Source organism: Pseudonocardia sp. NPDC049154 (assembly GCF_040648315.1).
In the GTDB taxonomy this organism is placed as follows: domain Bacteria; phylum Actinomycetota; class Actinomycetes; order Mycobacteriales; family Pseudonocardiaceae; genus Pseudonocardia.
In genome coordinates, this window is the sequence record NZ_JBEZDN010000003.1 from 94,719 (window position 1) to 112,399 (window position 17,681).

Annotated in this window: 15 protein-coding genes; 2 read left to right on the forward strand and 13 right to left on the reverse strand. The window is 71.3% G+C overall.

The features are described 5' to 3' along the window. Window positions 1-21: 21 nt before the first annotated feature. From AB0B41_RS03185 to AB0B41_RS03210, 6 genes are all read right to left on the reverse strand, one after another. Window positions 22-1,155 (reverse strand): MFS transporter, encoded by a 1,134-nt coding sequence (locus AB0B41_RS03185; protein ID WP_358198370.1) that lies wholly within the window; start codon window positions 1,153-1,155, stop codon window positions 22-24. Further along, entirely contained in the window at window positions 1,152-2,156 is a 1,005-nt protein-coding gene (locus AB0B41_RS03190) for a TIGR03619 family F420-dependent LLM class oxidoreductase (RefSeq protein WP_358198372.1), read from the reverse strand. Before AB0B41_RS03190 ends, AB0B41_RS03185 begins: the two co-directional genes overlap by 4 nt. Next, complete coding sequence (locus AB0B41_RS03195) at window positions 2,153-2,911, reverse strand: SDR family oxidoreductase (protein ID WP_358198374.1); 759 nt, start codon at window positions 2,909-2,911, stop codon at window positions 2,153-2,155. The genes AB0B41_RS03190 and AB0B41_RS03195 overlap by 4 nt, the downstream gene beginning before the upstream one ends. 269 nt (window positions 2,912-3,180) lie before the next feature. Continuing rightward, window positions 3,181-4,326 carry an aromatic ring-hydroxylating dioxygenase subunit alpha gene (locus tag AB0B41_RS03200; RefSeq protein ID WP_358198376.1) on the reverse strand — a complete coding sequence of 382 codons (1,146 nt, stop codon included), beginning with the start codon at window positions 4,324-4,326 and terminating at the stop codon, window positions 3,181-3,183. Further along, window positions 4,323-5,876: an AMP-binding protein gene (locus AB0B41_RS03205; RefSeq protein ID WP_358198378.1), complete on the reverse strand. Its 1,554-nt coding sequence runs from the start codon at window positions 5,874-5,876 to the stop codon at window positions 4,323-4,325. The genes AB0B41_RS03200 and AB0B41_RS03205 overlap by 4 nt, the downstream gene beginning before the upstream one ends. After that, entirely contained in the window at window positions 5,873-7,033 is a 1,161-nt protein-coding gene (locus AB0B41_RS03210) for a CoA transferase (protein ID WP_358198380.1), read from the reverse strand. The genes AB0B41_RS03205 and AB0B41_RS03210 overlap by 4 nt, the downstream gene beginning before the upstream one ends. A 110-nt stretch (window positions 7,034-7,143) precedes the next feature. On the opposite strand from AB0B41_RS03210, the gene AB0B41_RS03215 reads away from it, so the two are divergent. Next, on the forward strand, window positions 7,144-7,743 hold the full coding sequence (locus AB0B41_RS03215) for a helix-turn-helix domain-containing protein (RefSeq protein ID WP_358198382.1): 600 nt from the start codon (window positions 7,144-7,146) through the stop codon (window positions 7,741-7,743). 3 nt (window positions 7,744-7,746) lie between these two features. Here AB0B41_RS03215 and AB0B41_RS03220 read toward each other — a convergent pair whose 3' ends face one another. Together AB0B41_RS03220 and AB0B41_RS03225 are read right to left on the reverse strand one after the other, a co-directional pair. Beyond that, entirely contained in the window at window positions 7,747-8,907 is a 1,161-nt protein-coding gene (locus tag AB0B41_RS03220) for an SRPBCC family protein (protein WP_358198384.1), read from the reverse strand. 39 nt (window positions 8,908-8,946) lie between these two features. Then, window positions 8,947-11,067 (reverse strand): molybdopterin-dependent oxidoreductase, encoded by a 2,121-nt coding sequence (locus AB0B41_RS03225; protein ID WP_358198386.1) that lies wholly within the window; start codon window positions 11,065-11,067, stop codon window positions 8,947-8,949. Window positions 11,068-11,156: 89 nt separating this feature from the next. On the opposite strand from AB0B41_RS03225, the gene AB0B41_RS03230 reads away from it, so the two are divergent. Then, window positions 11,157-11,843 (forward strand): TetR family transcriptional regulator, encoded by a 687-nt coding sequence (locus tag AB0B41_RS03230; RefSeq protein WP_358198388.1) that lies wholly within the window; start codon window positions 11,157-11,159, stop codon window positions 11,841-11,843. A gap of 2 nt (window positions 11,844-11,845) precedes the next feature. Here the strand turns inward: AB0B41_RS03230 and AB0B41_RS03235 are convergent, their stop codons facing one another. The 5 genes from AB0B41_RS03235 to AB0B41_RS03255 all read right to left on the reverse strand — a co-directional run bounded on the left by AB0B41_RS03235 (window position 11,846) and on the right by AB0B41_RS03255 (window position 17,590). Beyond that, window positions 11,846-12,478 carry a TetR/AcrR family transcriptional regulator gene (locus AB0B41_RS03235; protein WP_358198390.1) on the reverse strand — a complete coding sequence of 211 codons (633 nt, stop codon included), beginning with the start codon at window positions 12,476-12,478 and terminating at the stop codon, window positions 11,846-11,848. Window positions 12,479-12,487: 9 nt separating this feature from the next. Then, on the reverse strand, window positions 12,488-13,084 hold the full coding sequence (locus tag AB0B41_RS03240; RefSeq protein ID WP_358198392.1) for a YfcE family phosphodiesterase: 597 nt from the start codon (window positions 13,082-13,084) through the stop codon (window positions 12,488-12,490). Next, on the reverse strand, window positions 13,081-14,601 hold the full coding sequence (locus AB0B41_RS03245; RefSeq protein WP_358198394.1) for an AMP-binding protein: 1,521 nt from the start codon (window positions 14,599-14,601) through the stop codon (window positions 13,081-13,083). Before AB0B41_RS03245 ends, AB0B41_RS03240 begins: the two co-directional genes overlap by 4 nt. Window positions 14,602-14,642: 41 nt before the next feature. Continuing rightward, window positions 14,643-15,884 carry a cytochrome P450 gene (locus AB0B41_RS03250; RefSeq protein WP_358198396.1) on the reverse strand — a complete coding sequence of 414 codons (1,242 nt, stop codon included), beginning with the start codon at window positions 15,882-15,884 and terminating at the stop codon, window positions 14,643-14,645. A gap of 155 nt (window positions 15,885-16,039) precedes the next feature. Further along, complete coding sequence (locus AB0B41_RS03255; RefSeq protein WP_358198398.1) at window positions 16,040-17,590, reverse strand: aldehyde dehydrogenase family protein; 1,551 nt, start codon at window positions 17,588-17,590, stop codon at window positions 16,040-16,042. Window positions 17,591-17,681 lie beyond the last annotated feature (91 nt).

Consider the following 17,681-nt stretch of genomic DNA (forward strand, 5'->3'; position numbering starts at 1 on the left):
ACAACCCGTCGCCCGTCCCGTTCACATCGCGAGCGAATGGGGCTGCGATGTGGAGGAGGACAGGGCGGTCAGGCCCCAGGTGTCGGGTCGGCGGGAACAGCGGTGTTGCTGTCCGACGATCCGCTCAGGGGCTGCGACGCGGCCTTCCGTTGCGTCACCCACAGCCGGGTGACGAGCAGGGTGATGGCGATCGCGGCGACCAGCGTCGGCACGATGGCCAGTCGGAACATGGTGACCTCGGAGATGCCCTGGCTCAGCAGGAGCCCACCGAGGACGGGGGAGATCAGCGACCCGACCCGCCCCATCCCCTGCATCCAGCTCACGCCGGTGGAGCGGGCGTGCGACGGGTACATGGCCGCCGCGACCGGGCTGAGCGCATTCTGGGTTCCGATTCCGAACGTCGGTGAACAGCGCGGCGACGGGCGCCTTCGGCGCGCCCTTCCTGGCCTCGCCCACCGCTGCGAGCGGTGCGCCGGAGTCTCCGGGGTCGATCAGCAGCAGGAACCGCCGGGCCTCGGCCTGCCTGCCCTTGGCCAGGAGGTACTCGACGGACTCGGGCAGCATCCACATCGCCACCACGGCGAGCAGAAGCGGGATCACGGCGCCGACCACGAAGACCGAGGTCCAGCCGAAGGCCGGCACCATGGCTTGTGCGACCAGCCCGCACACCACGCCGGCCGCCACTGCGCCACTCCCCACCAGCGTGGCGACCTTCGCCTTCGATCGGGTGGGTACGAGCTCCACGGCGAGGGCGATGACGTTGGCCAGCGCCGCACCGAGCCCGAGGCCGGCAAGGAACCTGAGCACTGAGAGTGCCTCGACGCTCTGCACGAACACGATCAGCCCCGTGAACAGCGCGAAGGTCAACGTGCAGACGATGATGACGATACGGCGGCCGAGCCGATCGGCCACCTGGCCCAGCGCTACCAGGCCGACGATCATTCCGATCGACCCGGCGGTGACGGCGACCCCGAACTGCCCGGGCGAGATCGCCCATTCCTTCGCCATCGACGGGATGAGGTAGCCGATGGCGAGAGTGTCGAAGCCCTCTGCCATCGCGATGAGGGCGCACAACGCCACGATCGCCTTCTGGCGAGTCGTGAACCCGATTCGGTCGAGTGTCTCGTCGAGCGCACGTGGGCGGCTCTCGTTCATCGATGCCTCCTTGGATCGACAGGTGCGGACGACCTCGACCGCCATGGCGACTGCGGCGAGGTTTCGTGCGGTGCGGGCGCCCCGACGGGGCTCGCGGTGGCGGCCCACCACTCGGCGAAGTCCGCGATGGCAGCGATGTGGTCGTCGACGGTCTCCAGAGGTCGAACCTGTAGCCCGATCGCGGCGGCACTCGCCATCGAGGTCCGGACGGCGAGGCGGGCTCCGCCTGCCGCGATCCACCGGTCCCGGTCGACGGCCCAGGAGTCGGGCCCCACGCCGTAGGAGACGAAGAGCTCGGCGGGCACGTCCGCCGGATCTCGTCCTGCGGCGCGCGCGGCGTCGGCGAGCTCTCCGACCTGGTCGAAGGTCTCGTCCCCGCCGAAGGCGAAGAGAAACCCGTCGGCGATCCTGCCGGCGCGGCGGACCGCGGCCCGCGTCCGGCCACCGAGCAGGATCGGGATGCGGTTCGCCGGCCGGGGGACGAGCGCAGCGCGGTCGACGCGGTGGAAGGTCCCCGTGAAGTCGACGACGGGCTCGGCCCAGAGTCGACGGAGCAGTGCGACCTGCTCCTCCAGCCGCGCCGCCCGACCGGAGAACTCGATCCCCAGCGCCTCGAACTCCACATGGTTCCAGCCGATCCCCAGCCCGAGCGCAAGCCTGCCCTCGGAGAGGCCGTCGAGCTCCGCCGCCTGTTTGGCGAGCAGCGCGGTCTGCCGCTGCGGTGCGACCACGACGCCGGTGGCCAGCTCGATCCGTGTGGTCACCGCAGCGAGGAACGCGAGCAGCGTGAGTGGCTCGTGGAAGGGGACGGTCTCGTCGTACGGTGCGGCCAGAGGTGGGTTGCGATCGTCCTGAACCACTCCGAGGACGTGGTCGTAGACGATCACTCGGGAGTAGCCGAGATCTTCGGCGGCTTGAGCGAAGGCCCGGACGGCCCCCGGCTCGACGGGGAGCTCCTGGCTCGGGAAGACGACGGATCGTTGCAGCGCGGGTCCGGTCATGGCACCGTCCAGCCCGCGTCGGCGACGACAGCGGCGCCGTTCATGAACGAGGCAGCGTCGGAGGCGAGGAAGTGGCAGATGGAGGCCACCTCGTCCGGCAGGCCCCGGCGGGGCATGGTCGCCCGGAACTCGGCGACCAGTCGGGCGGTCTCCTCGTCCCCGGGCACGCCCGCCTGCATTCCGGAGTCCACTCCGCCGGGGCACACGGCGTTGCAGCGGATACCGCGGAGGCCGTACGAGGCGGTGATGCTTCGGGTCAACCCGATGACGGCGTGCTTGCTGGCGGTGTATCCCGCACCGGCCCGACGGCCGCGAAGGCCCGCGACGGACGCGACGGTCACGATGATCCCGCCACTCCGCTCGAGCATTCCGGGCAGCACGCGCTTGGACAGGAGGAAGGGGCCCTTCACGTTCACACCGAAGTCGGTGTCCCAGGCTGCCTCGTCGACATCGACGACCCCGGCCAGGCCCTCCGCCGCGAGGCCCGCATTGTTGATGAGGACCTCGACCGGGCCGACCTGGGACTCGATCGCGTCGACGGCCGCGTCGACCTCGTCGCTTCGCGAGACGTCCGCGCGCACGGAGAAGGCGTTGTGGCCACACTCGCGCAACTCGAGCGCCGTCTTCTCGGCGAGGTCGTCGGCGATGTCGAGGATCGCGACGGTGTCGCCGCCTCCGGCGAAGGTGCGCGCGATGGCGGCGCCTATGCCGCGACCTGCACCGGTGACGAGGACCGTGCGGGGGGTGGGGGACACGGGGTCCCTCCTCTCGGACTCAGATGGTGCTGGACTCGCGACCGGCGAAACGAGATGCGGACCGCGCAGGATGAGCGCCTGTCAACGGCAGGCAGCAGCTCTCGTCATGCTTGGACGGAGGCGGCCCCGGAAGTCGCGGGACCATTCGGGCGGGCCTCGGCATCGGCGAGGTCGCCGTGATCGGGATGCCGAGCCGCCCCGCGACGCCACCGGGAAGGTCCGCAAGGGCGAATTGCGGACGGTGATCGGGACCAGCGCCAGAGCTTCGCTCAGTCCCCCAGGTCCGCCGCCAGCTCGCGGTGCAGGTGCTGGCAGGACTGCTCGTTGCGGCCGTAGAGGAAGGTGCCGTGGGGGTGGGCCTCGGCGTTCCGCTGGATGGTCAGCTCCATGGGCCAGTCCTCGTTGACCGCGGCCTCCTCGAGGATCTCCCAGCTGCGCATGATCCGGCGCTCGATGCGCTCGTCGCGCTTCTCGGGACGCACGAGGAACCGGATGTTCGTCGTCGAGCGGCCCGCGGTCTCGGTGTCGGGCCAGACCGTCCAGAACTCCACGTGGTCGGGCGTGGAGATGACCATGGAGTTCGGGTAGAGGAACAGGTTGCTGCCCATGTACCGGAAGCTCGCGTCGGTCGGCTCGCCCGCGCGGGCGGCGTCGCCCATCCGCGTGCGCGGGCTGAAGGACTGCCCGTGCCGCCCGTACTGCCGCCACACGCTGGTGTTGGTCTCGATCAGCTTGCCGACGCCGGTGGGGTGCAGGAACTTCGGGTGCAGGACGTCGATCGCGCCGTCCAGGACGATCTTCCAGTTGATGTCCAAGGTGAACGACCTGTCGAGGAAGATCTCCGCGCCGTCGAGGCCGAACGGGGCGAGCTGCGTGTCGACCTCGGGGCCGAGCCAGTCGTCGATGTCCCAGTCCTGCCGGCCGGACAGGTCCGCGAACAGGAAGCCGTGTCGCTCCTCGATCCGGACGGTGTGCAGGCCGTGCCGGTCCTTCTCGACGTGGGTGTAGAAGTCGTCGTAGGGGACGCCGCGCAGGCCGCCGTCCTCCCGGGAGTAGCTCCAGCCGTGGTAGTGGCAGGTGAAGTAGCGCTGTTTCCCGCACGGAGCGTCCTCGACCCGGCCGCCGCGGTGCCGGCAGATGTTGAGGTAGCCGGCGACCGTCCCGTCCGACTTCCGGACCACGACCAGCGGGATCCCCAGCACCCCGCGCGTGACGAAGCTGCCGCGCTCGGCGATCTCCGACCCGTGACCGATGATCACCGGCAGCCGGGTCATCAGCTCGCGCTCCTTCGCCGCGCGCTCGTCGCTGACGAAGTGCGCGATGGGCACGCGGAGGTCGGTGGCGGACATCTCCGTGGTGCCCGCGCGCAGGTGCTCGGCGAGCAGGTCGGCGACGTCGCTGTTCAGCAGGGTCATGGCTGGTTCCCCCGGGTGGTGAGGGGCACCGCGTCCGGCGGCACCTCGGGATAGGTCGCGCGGATCTCGCGCTTGAGGATCTTGCCGCCGAGCGTGCGGGGCAGCGGGCCGCCGGTGCCGACGATCCACTTCGGACGGCGGTAGTCGGCCAGGACGGTGCCGACGTGCGCGCGCAGCTCGTCGACGTCCACCCGGGTCAGGTCCGGCACGACGAGCATCGGGACCTCGCCCCACCGCTCGTGTGGGACGCCGACGACCGCGCACTCCTCGAGCCCGGGCCGTCCGGCGAGCACGGTCTCGATCTCGGCGGGGTACACGTTGAGCCCGCCGGAGATCAGCATGTCCTTGGCCCGGTCGACGAGGGTGAGGAAGCCCCCTTCATCGAGCCGTCCGATGTCGCCGGTGTGCAACCAGCCGCCCGCGAGTGTCTCCGCGGTGGCCTCCGGGCGCTTCCAGTACCCGGTCATGACCGACGGGCCGCGGAGCAGGATCTGCCCGGGCTCCCCGACCGGGACGTCCCGGTCGGCCGAGTCGACCACGCGGATCTCGTGGTGCATGATCACACGCCCGACGGATCCGACGTGGTCCGCGGCCTCGTCCTCGTAGAGGAGGGTGGCGTAGCCGCCGGCGAACTCGGTCTGTCCGTAGCCCTGCCGCATCCCGACGCCGAGCCGCTGCCAGGCGCGGATGACCTCGATCGCCATCGGTGCGCCCGCCCCGACGCCCGCGCGCAGCGCCGAAAGGTCGGCGTCGGCGAGCTGGGGCAGGGCGAGCACGCCCTCCCACACCACCGGCACGGCCGAGCACACCGTGATCCGCTCGCGTTCGAGCAGTTCCAGGATCTTCGGCGGGTCGAAGGTGCCCTGGACGATCGCGGGCGCCCCGGTGGTCACCGACTCGCGCAGGTAGCTCGACGAGCCGCCGGTGAACGCCATCGGCACGATGATGAGGACGCGGTCCTTCCAGGTCAAAGCGTCGGCGACGGCCCGGGCGTTGCCGTTGGCGATGATCGCGCGGTGCGGCAGCATCCCGCCCTTGGGGACGCCGGTGGTACCGGAGGTGTAGGCGAGCAGCGCCGTCTCCTCGGGGTCCGCGCGGCGGGCCGGCGGTCGCTCGCCCACGAGCCGGAGGTCGTCGAGCGGGGTGCAGCCCTCCACCGGTTCCGTGGTGAGCACGGTGAGTCCGGGGACCGCGGTGCGGGCGTCGGCGAGCACCGGAACCAGCGCGGGCTCGGTCACCACGAAGCGGGTGCCGGCGTCGACGACGGGGTGCACCATCTCGGCCGGCGTGAACCGGATGTTGAGGAGCTCGACGGCCGCACCCACTCGGAACGCGGCGTGCATCGCCTCGACGAACTGGACCCTGTTGGTCATGAGGACGCCGAGGACGTCGCCCGGGCGCAGCCCCGCCCGGTACAGGCCGGCGGCCAGCTCGTCCGTGGCGCGGTCCAGCTCGGCCCACGTGTACTCGCGCTCCGCGAATCGCACGGCGAGGTGGTCCGGCAGCCGGCGCGCCCAGAAGCGGAGCAGCGCGGAGAAGTGACCGCTCACGACAGCTCCCCGAGGATCTCGTCGCTGTGCTGCCCCAGGTCGGGGGCGAGCTCGGGGGCGAAGTCCTCCCCCACGACGCGGACGGGGCTGGCGGCGAAGCGCAACCCGCCCTTCTCGTACGTGGTGGCCCGCGCCCGGAAGTGGGGGTCGTCGAGCAGCTCCTCGACGGTGTTGACCGGTCCGCCCGCGACGTCGTGGGCGAGGAACAGGTCGGTCCACTCCTGCTTGGTACGGGTCCGGAACAGGGCGTCGAGCTCCCGCCAGACGTGCAGCGCGCGCTCCTCGCTCCCCTCGTCCACGGTCGAGAGGTCGATCCCCAGCAGGTCCGGGCGGCCCACGGCCTCGCAGAACGCCCGCCAGAACTTGGGGTAGTGCGAGCCGAGGACGATCGCACCGCCGTCCTTCGTCGCGTAGGCGTCGAGCAGGGGCCAGTCCGGGAGCCTGCCGTCGGGCATCCAGCCGGGGCGGGTGACCGTACGGTCCGCGTTGAGTGCAGCGTCGATCTTGTCCGGCATCCAGGCCGTGGCCACGTCGATGCTGCTGACCTGCAGCCGGGCGCCGACGCCGGTCTCGCGGGCCCGCAGCACCGCGGCCAGGATCGCCATCGCGCCGTACGCACCGAGCGCGTACATCGCCTGCGGGACCTCGGCCGAGCCGCCCATCACCCCGGGCGGCGACGGGTGGTCGGTGTCGACCGGGCGCATGCCCGCGTAGGCGTCGAACCACATGCCGCCGGTGGCGAGGTCACGGTACGGCCCCTCGGCGCCCGTGCCGGACACCTCGCACAGCACGGTCTGCGGGCGCACCTCGCGCAGCGCCGCCCAGCCGAGGCCGAGCCGCTCCAGGTGGCCGTGCCGGGTGCCCTCGACCACCGCGTCCGCGGTCGCGGCGAGCCGCAGGAAGGCCCGCTTGCCCTCCTCCGACCGAAGGTCCAGGGCCACGCTGCGCTTGCCGCGGTTCCACCGCAGGTGCATGAAGCCGGGGCCGTCGGGGCCACCGACGGCGCGGGCGCCGTTGTGCCGCACGCCCTCCCCCGCCCCGCTCTCCACCTTGATCACGTCCGCGCCCAGGTCGGCGAGGTGGCCGCCGACGGACGACGGCGCGAGCTGCGCGACCTCCAGGATCCGCACGCCCGCCAGCAGGGAGTAGCCGCTCACGTCCTCGACTCCATCGTCGACGCCTCCAGGTCCGGGATACCTCGACGGTGGCACATGAGACAATATTCGTCAAGCGTCTCATGTCGCAGCTTTGCCCTAGACTCCCGGTCATGGCCATCCCCCGCGCGAGCACCCTCGAGGAGCCTGCCGGCATGCAGGCGCAGCTGCTCGACGCCGCAGAGGCGTGCTTCGAGCGCTTCGGGATCGCGAAGACGACGATGGAGGACGTCGCCAAGGCCGGCGGCGTCTCGCGCGCCACGGTGTACCGGTACTTCGCCGACCGGGAGGCGCTGGTCCTTGCATCGATCACCCGGCGCGCGCGCATGAACATCCCCCGCGCGCAGGCGCACCTCGAGCGCTTCCCGAGCTTCGGGGAGAAGCTGGTGGAGGGCCTGGTCTACAACGTCGACCGCGGCCACAAGGACCCGGTGGTGCAGTTGCTCGTCACGGGCGACCAGCCGGGTCTCGCCGCGCGGATCCTCGGCGGGGAGGGCGTGTCCCACCAGCTGACCTACGAGCTGTGGGAACCGATCCTGCAGGCGGCGCAGCAGAACGGCGAGATGCGGGCCGAGCTGGACCTCCACGAGGCCGCACGGTGGCTGGCCCGCATCACCACGATGATGGTGTCGCAGGAGGAGGGCATGCGCCCCGCACCGGACGAGCTCCGGCGCGAGTTGCGCAGGTTCCTGGTGCCCGCGTTCCTCGCGTGACGGTCAGGCGAGCAGCTTGCGCAGCTCGCGGTGGAAGATCTGGTTCACGACCTCGTTGCGCCCCAGCACCATCCCGCCCGCGTTCGCGCTGACGAGCCCGGTCTGGGCGGCCCGCAGCAGCGGGAAGTCCTCCTGGTGCAGCACGGCGAGCAGGATCTTCCAGTTCTTCTCCCAGACCTCCTCCCACTTCTCCTTGGTCATGCCACTGACCTCGAGGCTGGGCACGAGCAGCCGCATCTCCATCCGGCAGCGCCCCGGGTCGGTGGGGTGCGGACGGAAGGTGAGCAGCTCGAAGTGGTCGTCGGGCTGGCGCAGCAGGGTGCTGTTGGGCAACAGGAAGTGCCCGTCGATGACGTAGCGGCCGAGGTCCCGGTCGCCGGGGTCCTCCTCCAGCCAGCGGTCGATCTTCTTGCGCGGCGAGAGCATCCGGGCGTGGCGGCCGAAGTCCTCGACCACCTGCACGTTCGTGTGCACGTGCTTGCCCGCGGTGTTCGGGTGCGCGTACTGGATGTGGTAGTTGTCCGTGAACGCGTCCTGCATGAGCTTCCAGTTCGCGGGCTCGTCGAAGCCCTCGGACCGGACGGCGAGCAGGTCCTGCAGTCGGTAGCCGGCCAGGATGTCGTCGACCTCCGGACCCAGCCAGGAGGCGACGTCGATCTCCGCACCGGCGTCGTCGACCATCCAGATCAGACCGTGCCGCTCCTCGGTCGGGAGCTCGATCAACCCGAACTGCGCGCGGTCGATCTCACCGAAGGTGTTGTCGCGGGTGATCGCCCGCAAGGAGCCGTCCGTGTCGTACGACCAGCGGTGGTAGCCGCACGAGAACAAGCGGCAACGGCCCTTCTCCTGTTCCTCCAGGAGCGCCCCGCGGTGCCGGCACAGGTTCACGAACGACTTGACCGAGCCGTCCTTCTGCCGCACCACGATGACCTTGTTCCGCGGCATCTGCAGCGTGAGGAAGTCGCCGGGCTTCGGCAGTTCGGTCGCGTGCGCCACGATCGACGGCACCCGGCCGAAGACGAGATCGCGCTCCCGCTGCGCGATGCCCGGATCGCGGTACTGCTCCGGACCGAACGGGACGACCGAGTCGAACTCCTCGGTGGTGTCGTTGCGCAGGTGGTCCAGCGCCCGCCGGATCCGGTCCCCTCGAGGCGCAGCTGTCATGGCGACCCCCTCGTCGACGTTTATCTACTAGTTCTAGGTTTACACCACCGAGGGCTCCAGCGGAAGCCGAAGGGGGCGCACCTCGACGGGGATCCCGGTCAGCCGAGCCATGTTCGACTCCGGCTCGTAGCTGCCCGGCCCGTGCGGCATCAGCCGGTTGACGTTCACGCCGGGGCGCTCGCGGGACAGCCGCAGTCCCGGCTGGAGCCCCCAGCCGTGCTCCATCGCGACGACCCCCTCGCGCAGCCCGGGATCGAGAGCGACGCTCGCCCGGACCTCCCCCCACTCCGAGCGCACCACGACCTCGTCGCCCGGGGACAGGCCGAGGCGCCCGGCGTCGGCCGGACTGAGCGTGAGCGGATTGCGGTCCCGCGTCCCGCGCTTCATCTCCGGCACGTTCGCGTACCAGGAGTTCTGCGCCTTCGCGTCCCGCCGGGCGATGAGCTTGAGCCGGCCCGGCTCCTCGGCGGCGAGCTCGGCGAAGATCCGGGCGCACCGCGCGACGGCGGCGTCGAACGCCGCCGGGCGGCAGTCCACCCGACCGTCGGCGGTCTGGATGTGCCGGGCGAACAGTGAACCCGGTTCGGCGTCGCCCACGGGGAGCCCGTGCGGGAGGGACGTCACCTGCTCCCGGGTCAGACCACCCGACGCCAACATGTGGTCGACGCGCGACCAGCGCGCCGAGTCGGGGTCGTCGGCGTCGAGCACCGAGGGCAGCCCCATCGCCTGCGCGATCCGGGCGAGGATCCACCACTCCTCGCGGCGCTCGTGGCGCGGCGGGACGACGGCGGGCGTCCACTGCACGAACGTGCTGGCCGCCATGCCGAGGGTCGCGACGTTGACGTCCGCCCGCTCGTACATGTCGGCGGCGGGCAGCAGCCAGTCCGCGTGTTCACCGGTCGCGTTCGGGTAGAGGTCGATCACGACGAGCAGTTCGAGCGCCTCGAAGGCCTTCCGCAACCGCTCCTCCCCCGGGATCGTGAGCAGCGGGTTCCCGGCGATCACGACGAGGGCACGGATCGGCTGCTCGGCGTCGAGCACGTAGTCGGCCAGCAGCGCGCCGGGCAGGTGCCCGCGGCGCATCGGACCGAACTCCCCGTCGACGACGTCGCGCGACAGGTCGCCGCGCGCCTTCCGTGTCGCCGGGTAGACCTCGCGGCCGGGGATGTTGCCGCCCTCGCGGTCGAGATTGCCGGTGACCAGCACCAGCATGGTCATCAGCCAGTACGCGAGCATGCCCTGCCGGCCCATGTTGACCCCGGTGGACATGTGCGCGGCCGCGCGCGGGGCGGCGGCGAAGTCACGGGCGATCCCGCGGATGCGGTCCGCCGGGATCCCGCAGACCTCGGCGACCCGCTCGGGCGGGTAGTCCGCGACGAAGGCGCGGAGCCCGTCGAGCCGCACCCCTTGCTCGCCGGCGACGGGATCGAATCCGCACGTCCGGTCGATCTCGTGGATCAGTGCGGCGAGGAGGTAGACGTCCGTGTCCGGCTTGATCGGCACGGTCTCGCCGGTCCGGGAACCCGCGGTCTCGGTGTCGCGCGGGTTGACGAACCAGATACGGGCGCCGCGCGCGGCGGCGTCGGTGAGCTCGCGGTACGCGTTGGGCACCACGAGGAAGCTCCCCTTGCTGACCCGCCAGTTCGAGCCGAGGAGCAGCAGGGCGTCCGTCCGGCGCAGGTCCGGGAGCGGGTGCAGCGCCGACGTCCCGAACATCGCCGTGGCCGCCGCGAACTTGTTGCTGCAGTCCTGGGTGGCCGAGTTGAACACGCGAGTGACGCCGAGCCGGGCGAACAGCTCCGGGGTGCCGATGCCGACCTGCGAGTTGAAGCTGGCCGGGTTGCCCATGTAGAGCCCGATGCTCTCGGGGCCGTACTCCTCCAGCAGCGAGGTCAGCGTGGCCGCGATGCCGCCGACGGCATCGTCCCAGCTCCGGACCTCGGTCTCGCCGTCGAAGCGGTGCAGGGGATGGTCCAGGCGGTCGGGATCGGAGTGGATCGCCGCGCCGGCCAGGCCCTTCCGGCAGGCGAAGCCGCGGGAGACGGGATGGTCGCGGTCCGGCTCCAGGGCGACGAGCTCGCCGTCGCGCACGGTGGCGACGAGGCCGCACGCCGGTTCGCACACCCGGCAGTAGGTGGCCGTGCGTCGCTCTCCGGACATCCCCGTCCCCCTCCGCGTCGAGAAATCTAAAGGTAATAGGCAGCGTGGCGCGCGACAAGTGCGGGGCGGGGTCGCGGATAATGGCCGGCATGCCCCGCCCGGCGAAGCCGCTGATCAGGTACGACTCGGTGATCGAGATTTCCCTGCGGATCATCGACACCGAAGGCCTCGACGCCTTCAGCCTCCCGCGGCTGGCCCGCGAGCTGAACGTCCGCGCGCCCTCCCTCTACCACCACTTCCAGGACAAGGCCGAGATCCTCCGGGCGGTCGCGCGCGCGATCGTGCTCGAGGCGAGGTGGCCGGACGAGCGGAGCGTGCCGAACTGGGTCGAATGGTTCGTGCAGCTGAGCCTGGACTTCCGGAGCGCGGTGCTGCGGCACCGGAACGCCGCGCCGGTCCTGCTCCAGTTCATGCCCCGCGATGTCCTCACCCGCACCTACGACACCAGCGCGCGCCTGCTCGCGGAGCTCGGCGTGCCACCCGAGCAGCGGGTCCTGATCCTCGACGGCATGGACAAGCTCACGGTCGCGGCCGCCATCACGGAGGCGGTCAAGGGTCCGGACGAGCGAGGCCGGGCGTTCGCGAACGTCGATCCCGCGACGGAGCCGACGCTGGCCGAGGCCGCGGAGCTGAACCCGCGGTCCGTCGAGGACCTGTTCGCGGAGTCGATCCGCTGCTTCTTGCGCGGCGCGCTCCCGTACATCGACGCCGACGCGCCCGCGCCCAGCCGGGCCGCGATCACGACCGCCGATCCGGGAGCCCCTGCCGCCTCCTGAACTCAGCGCGCGACGGCCGACACCGCCGCCGTCGCACCGGCGAGGTAGAGCCGCACGGCCCGCTCGAGCAGCGCCTCGCCCTCCGCGCCGCCGGACTCGATCGCCTCGACCAGGTACGGGTAGCGCTCGCGCTCCACGCCCTGAGGGATGTGGGTGCGGCCGTGGACCGCGTCGCCGGCGTCGGCGAAGGCCATGCCGAACACCAGCTTCTCCAGCCCGCGCATGATCATCCAGCGATCCTCGGCAGGCACGCCGCCCTCGGCGAGCACCCGGGCACCCCGCTCGTGCGAGGGCATGATCACGGTGTTGGGGAAGTAGGCGTAGAGCAGCCCGGCGGCCCGCGGATGCTCGAGCAGCAGGCGGTAGGTCCCGAGGCAGAGGCCCACGAACCACTCCTGCCACTCCCCCGCCGGCGGGGCCGGGGCGAGCCGCACCGACGACAGCAGCGCGCGCGAGGCCTCGGTGAGCAGGTCCGAGCGGTTGGCGAAGTGGTGGTAGAGCGAGGGGCTGCGCACACCCATCTCGCGGGCCAGCTTCTCCAGCGAGAAGCTCTCGTAGCCCTCCTCGTCGATCAGCCGCAACGCGGCCGTGACGGCGGCCTCGCGAGAGATCAACGGCTGCTTCGGACGAGGCATCGTCGCAGCCTATCCGCCTGCCCGACGCGGATTGGCGAAGGAACGGAAGGCCACCTCGCCCGAGTCGGTGTCCACGATCGCGTACCCGACGTCGTCGCCGCGGGCGGGCTGGTCGCTCATCCCGACCGAGCCGGGGTTGACGATCAGCGTGGAGCCCACCCGTCGGGCCATCGGCAGGTGGGTGTGCCCGAGCACGACGAGATCGGCGTCGAGCTCCCCGGCCCGCTCGAACTCGGGACTGTCCGGGTCGAGGTAGCGGCCGTAGGGCGGGAACGGGCTGCCGTGGACCATCAGCAGGCGCAGCCCGCCGATGGTGCACCGCAGTTCCGTCGGCGCCTCGGCGACGTGGGCCAGCTCGGTGCGCGAGACGCGCGGTGACTCGCGAGCCCGGACACCGCCGGGCCCGAGGAAGGTCAGCTCGTGGTTGCCGAGCACGTAGAGCGCGTCGGCCTCCCGGATCGCCCGGACGATGTCGTTCGAGAACCGGTGGTCCGAGAAGGCGTCCCCGGCGACCAGCAGCGCGTCGGCCTCGCCGGTGAGTTCACCGAGCGCACGGTCGAACGCCTCGACGTTGCCGTGCGCGTCGGCGAGCACACCCAGCTTCACGTCACCGGCTGCGCGGAGGCCGCCAGCTCGGGATGCGCCTCCCGGATCTGCCGGCGCGCGATCTTGCCGCTCGCCATCCGGATCAGCGGCTGCCGCTGCACCACGACGTGCCGGGGCACCTTGTAGCCGGCCAGCCGCTCCCGGCAGAACGCCGTGACCGTCTCCGGCTCGAGGTCCGCCTCGGCGTACACGATCGCCGCCGGCGTCTCGCCGAACTTGGGATCGTCGGCCGAGATGACGCACACCTCGACGACCTCGGGGATCTCGGAGATCACCGCCTCGATCTCGGACGGGGCGACGTTGTAGCCGCCGGTGATGATGATGTCCTTGAGCCGGTCGACCACCCGGATGTAGCCCTCGGCGTCCTTGATCCCGACGTCGCCGCTGTGGAACCAGCCGGCCCGCATGGCGTCGGCATAGGCCTTCTCGTTGCGCCAGTAGCCGGGCGTGACGCCGGGGCCGGCCACGATGATCTCGCCTGGCTCCTCCGGGTCGCAGTCCGTGCCGTCGGGCCGGACGACCCTGTGCCGGGTGAACACCGTCCCGCGGCCGATCGACTCGGGCCGGGCGACGGCCTGGTCGGCCGGGTTGAGCGTGGAGATGCCGCCCAGCTCGGTCATGCCGTAGGCCTGGCGGAGCAGCACGCCCTTGTCCAGCCACGCCCGGATCGTGCCGACCGACGCCCGGGCGCCGGCGATCGTGACCAGCTCCAGGGACGACAGGTCCGCCTCCGCGAAGTCGGGACGCGCGGCGATCTGCTCGAACAACACCGGCACGCCGCACATGACCTGGATCTTCTCGTCGGCGAGCCGCCGCAGGGCGGTCGGCGCGTCGAAGCCCTTCTCGTAGTACATCGACACGCCGCGCGTCAGCGGGTGCAGGAAGTGCCAGAGCAGCCCGGGTGCGCCGGACATCGACAGCAGGTAGATCATCCGTGCGCCCGGCCGGATCGCGGGCTCTGCGAAGGCGAAGTCCGCGATCAGGTTGAACGTGCTGCGGTGCGTGAAGATCACGCCCTTGGGACGGCTGCTGGTGCCGCTCGTGTAGATGATCTGCGTGACGTCGTCCGGCCCCGCCGTCGGCCGCGGGACCGGGGCCGGGTCCGTGTCCCGCAGACCGGTGAACTCCGACAGCCCGAGCAGGCTCACCGACGTGCCCCCGACGGCGGCGGCCATCCGCTCCCGGTGCGCCTCGTCGGCGAGCACCACCCGCGGCTCCGAGTCCTCGACGAGGTGGCGCAGCTCGTCGCTGGTGAATCGGTTGTTGAGCGGGACGACGATCGCGCCCAGCTTCAACGCCCCGATCCCGGCGACCACCCACTCCAGGGCGTTGTCGCCGATGATCGCGACCCGGTCTCCGGGCACGACGCCGCAGGCGGCGTGGAAGTGCGCCGCGGCGTCCGTCCAGCGGTCCAGCGTGCGGTAGTCGACGACGTCCGTGCCGTCGAACACGATCGCCGGCCGCTCGGGTGCGGCCACCGCCCAGTAGCCGAGACCGTCGGTCACCAGCTCCGTCATGGGGTCTCCTCGCGAGGTGTCAGCGTGCGAGCCGACGCTCGCTACGAGCTCCGCTCGGGCGTGAACAGGATGGGCAGCTCGAGTACGCCGCGCACCTGGCTGGGGTGCGAGACGACCTGCTTCTCCGTGTCGATCCGGTAGTCCGGGATCCGCTTGTGCAGCTCCTCGAACACCAGCTGCAGCTCGACGCGCGCGAGGTGCGACCCGAGGCAGCGGTGCGGGCCGGAGCCGAAGGACAGGTGCCGGTTGGGCGTGCGCTCGATGTGCACCACGTCCGGGTCGTCGAACTCCCGCCCGTCCCGGTTGGCGCCGGCGAGCACCAGCAGCAGCTGGTCGCCCTCCTTGAGCTGAATCCCGCCGAGGGTGGTGTCGTGCCGGACGCGGCGGCCCGGGGACACCGCGGCCTCGATGCGCAGCATCTCCTCGACCGCGGCCGGGATCAGGGACGGGTCGTCGATCAGCCGCTGCCGCTCGTCGGGCCGGTCGGCCAGGTGCAGCACGGACCAGGCGAGCGTGCCGGTCACGGTGTGCAAACCGGCGATCAGCAGGAGGAAGAACATGTTGCACAGTTCCTCGTCCGTGAGCGGCCGGACCTGCCCGTCGAGCTCGATCGACTGGTGGACGATCTTCGCGGTGATGTCCTCGGCCTCCGGGCCGCGCGCCCGGCGGTCGGCGACCACGCCGGCGAAGTAGGCGAACAGCCGCCCGGCCGCGGCCTCGCGGGCGGCGTTGTTCTCCTCCTCGGTCCCGCCCGGCACCCCGCGCAGCGTGGTGTCGGTGGCCTCGGTGAACATCGGCGCGTCGTCGAGCGGCCAGTCCATCAGCGCGAGGAACACGCGCGCCGGCAGCTCGTGTGCGAACTCCGAGATGTACTCGGCGGACCCGCGGGCGGCGAACCCGTCGATCAGCTCGTTGATGATCTCCCGGATCCGCGGCTCCAGGGCCCGCATGCGGGTGGGGTTGAACAGCGGCTGCAGGGCCTTGCGGAAGGCGGTGTGCTCCGGCGGGTCGACCTCCAGCGGGAGGAACTTGCCGGCACCGTGCGGCACAAGGTTGTTGGGGAAGCTGGAGAAGGTCTCGGGGTGCCGCAGCACCTCGTGGATCTCCTCGTACCGGGTGACGATCCAGTGGCCGCCGTACTTCTCGGAGTACACCAGCGGCGACCGGTCCGCGATCTCGCGGACCTTCTCGTTGATCTGGTCGGTGGGGAAGGTCAACGCCGGGTCGTAGATGTCGAAGTCGGTCTTCAGGTGCTCGGGGACCGAGGTCAGGCTCGTGGTCATGGTGGGACTCTCCTGTCGGCATTGAGCAGGGAGGAGCACTGCCGGAAGCGACTCGGCAGGTGCGTTCGGGAGGGTGGGAGCGCCACCGTCGGCAGAAACCTTATACACCTAGGTTCTGACGTGTCAAGCGCCACACACCACGGCGTTCACGCTGGTCAGCGCGGTGAACGGCCGAGCTTCCGGCGCCAGTCGTGGGCGCCGAGGAACCGCACGACCTTCGCCATGAACTCGCTCTTGGCGGGCACGACGGGATACCAGTTCGGCTCGGCGGTGAGTGCGATGCGTTCCTCGACGACGGACTGCTGACGGCAGTACTTGAGCACCCCGTTCGCGCCACCGAACCGCGTGCCCAGCCCGGACTGCTTCCACCCGCCCATCGGCACCGGCGTCTGGAACGTGGCGATGACGGTGTTGTTGACCGACACCGATCCCGCCTCGATCCGGCGCGAGAGTTGGTCCGCCCGGCGCCGGTCCCTGGTCCACAGGCTCGAGCTGAGCCCGTAGTCGGAGTCGTTGGCCAGCCGGATCGCCTCGTCGGCGTCGGCGACCTTCATGATCGGCAGCGTCGGCCCGAAGGTCTCCTCGCGCATGCACGTCATGGAGTGGTCGACGTCGACCAGCACGGTCGGCTCGAAGTACGCCCCTTCGCGCCTCCCCCCGGCGAGCACGCGGGCCCCCTTGGCGACGGCGTCGGCGACGTGCCGTTCCACGACGTCGGCCTGAGCCGGCGTGATCATCGCCCCGATCTCGGTCAGGTAGGAGCCGGGTGCGTCCATGCCCTGCCGGATCGCCTTCACCTTCTCGACGACCTTCGCGACGAACTCGTCGTACACGGGCGCCTCGACATAGACACGCTCGACCGAGACGCAGGCCTGGCCGGCGTTCATCATCGCGCCCCACACCGCACCGCCCGCGGCCCGCTCGACGTCCGCGTCGGCGAGCACGACCATCGCGTCCTTGCCGCCGAGCTCGAGGCTGCACGGGATCAGCCGCTCGGCGGCGCGCACGGCGATCTTCCGGCCGGTGCGCACGGAGCCGGTGAACATGACCATGTCGACCTCGTCGACGACGGCGGCGCCGGCCGCGCCGTCCCCGGTGATGCAGGCGAGCACCGGCGGGGCGCCGATCTCGTCCCAGCCCTTGACGACCTCGGCCCAGGTCAGCGGGACGACCTCGGACGGCTTGCTCAACACCGCCGCTCCAGCGACGAGCGCGCCGACGACGTCCATCATCGGCCCGCCCAACGGCCCGTTCCACGGGGTGATCAGCCCGACGAGCTGGTGCGGCCGCGCCTGGACGCGCAGCCGCCGCGCCTTGTTCGCGATCCCGGCCGGCGTGACCTTCCGGTCGGCGAGGAACCGCCCGGCGTTGGCCGTGAAGTAGTTGATGACGTCCACGGCGACGGTCATCTCGATCGCCGCGTCCGACCAGGACTTGCCCGCCTCGGCCTGGACGAGCTCGAGGATGCGGCGCTCGTTGTCCAGCAACCAGTCCAGCCAGCGCAGCAGGTGGCGGCTGCGCCCGGCCGGCCCGAGCGCCTCCCAGGCGGGCTGGGCCGCACGCAGGGCCGCTGCGGCCGCTTCGACCTCGGCGGACCCTTGGGCCGGCACGGACCCGACGAACCGACCATCGGCCGGGCAGTGCACGTCCAGCCGCGGACCGGCCGCCCCCTCGCCGGCCGGTCTCGACTCCGTCGCCGTGCTCATCGCGCCTCCGTGAGGTCCGCGCCGACGTCGGTGCCGGCTCCCGAGGAGGCAGGGTAGAGATAGATGACGCGATACGTCAATCTGTCTCATC

Coding starts and splice junctions, on each gene's coding strand:
- AB0B41_RS03250 (WP_358198396.1), bottom strand. CDS start 15,884: ATGACCACGAGCCTGACCTCGGTCCCCGAGCACCTGAAGACCGACTTC.
- AB0B41_RS03190 (WP_358198372.1), bottom strand. CDS start 2,156: ATGACCGGACCCGCGCTGCAACGATCCGTCGTCTTCCCGAGCCAGGAG.
- AB0B41_RS03220 (WP_358198384.1), bottom strand. CDS start 8,907: ATGACAGCTGCGCCTCGAGGGGACCGGATCCGGCGGGCGCTGGACCAC.
- AB0B41_RS03230 (WP_358198388.1), top strand. CDS start 11,157: ATGCCCCGCCCGGCGAAGCCGCTGATCAGGTACGACTCGGTGATCGAG.
- AB0B41_RS03235 (WP_358198390.1), bottom strand. CDS start 12,478: ATGCCTCGTCCGAAGCAGCCGTTGATCTCTCGCGAGGCCGCCGTCACG.
- AB0B41_RS03215 (WP_358198382.1), top strand. CDS start 7,144: ATGGCCATCCCCCGCGCGAGCACCCTCGAGGAGCCTGCCGGCATGCAG.
- AB0B41_RS03245 (WP_358198394.1), bottom strand. CDS start 14,601: ATGACGGAGCTGGTGACCGACGGTCTCGGCTACTGGGCGGTGGCCGCA.
- AB0B41_RS03200 (WP_358198376.1), bottom strand. CDS start 4,326: ATGACCCTGCTGAACAGCGACGTCGCCGACCTGCTCGCCGAGCACCTG.
- AB0B41_RS03225 (WP_358198386.1), bottom strand. CDS start 11,067: ATGTCCGGAGAGCGACGCACGGCCACCTACTGCCGGGTGTGCGAACCG.
- AB0B41_RS03185 (WP_358198370.1), bottom strand. CDS start 1,155: ATGAACGAGAGCCGCCCACGTGCGCTCGACGAGACACTCGACCGAATC.
- AB0B41_RS03255 (WP_358198398.1), bottom strand. CDS start 17,590: ATGAGCACGGCGACGGAGTCGAGACCGGCCGGCGAGGGGGCGGCCGGT.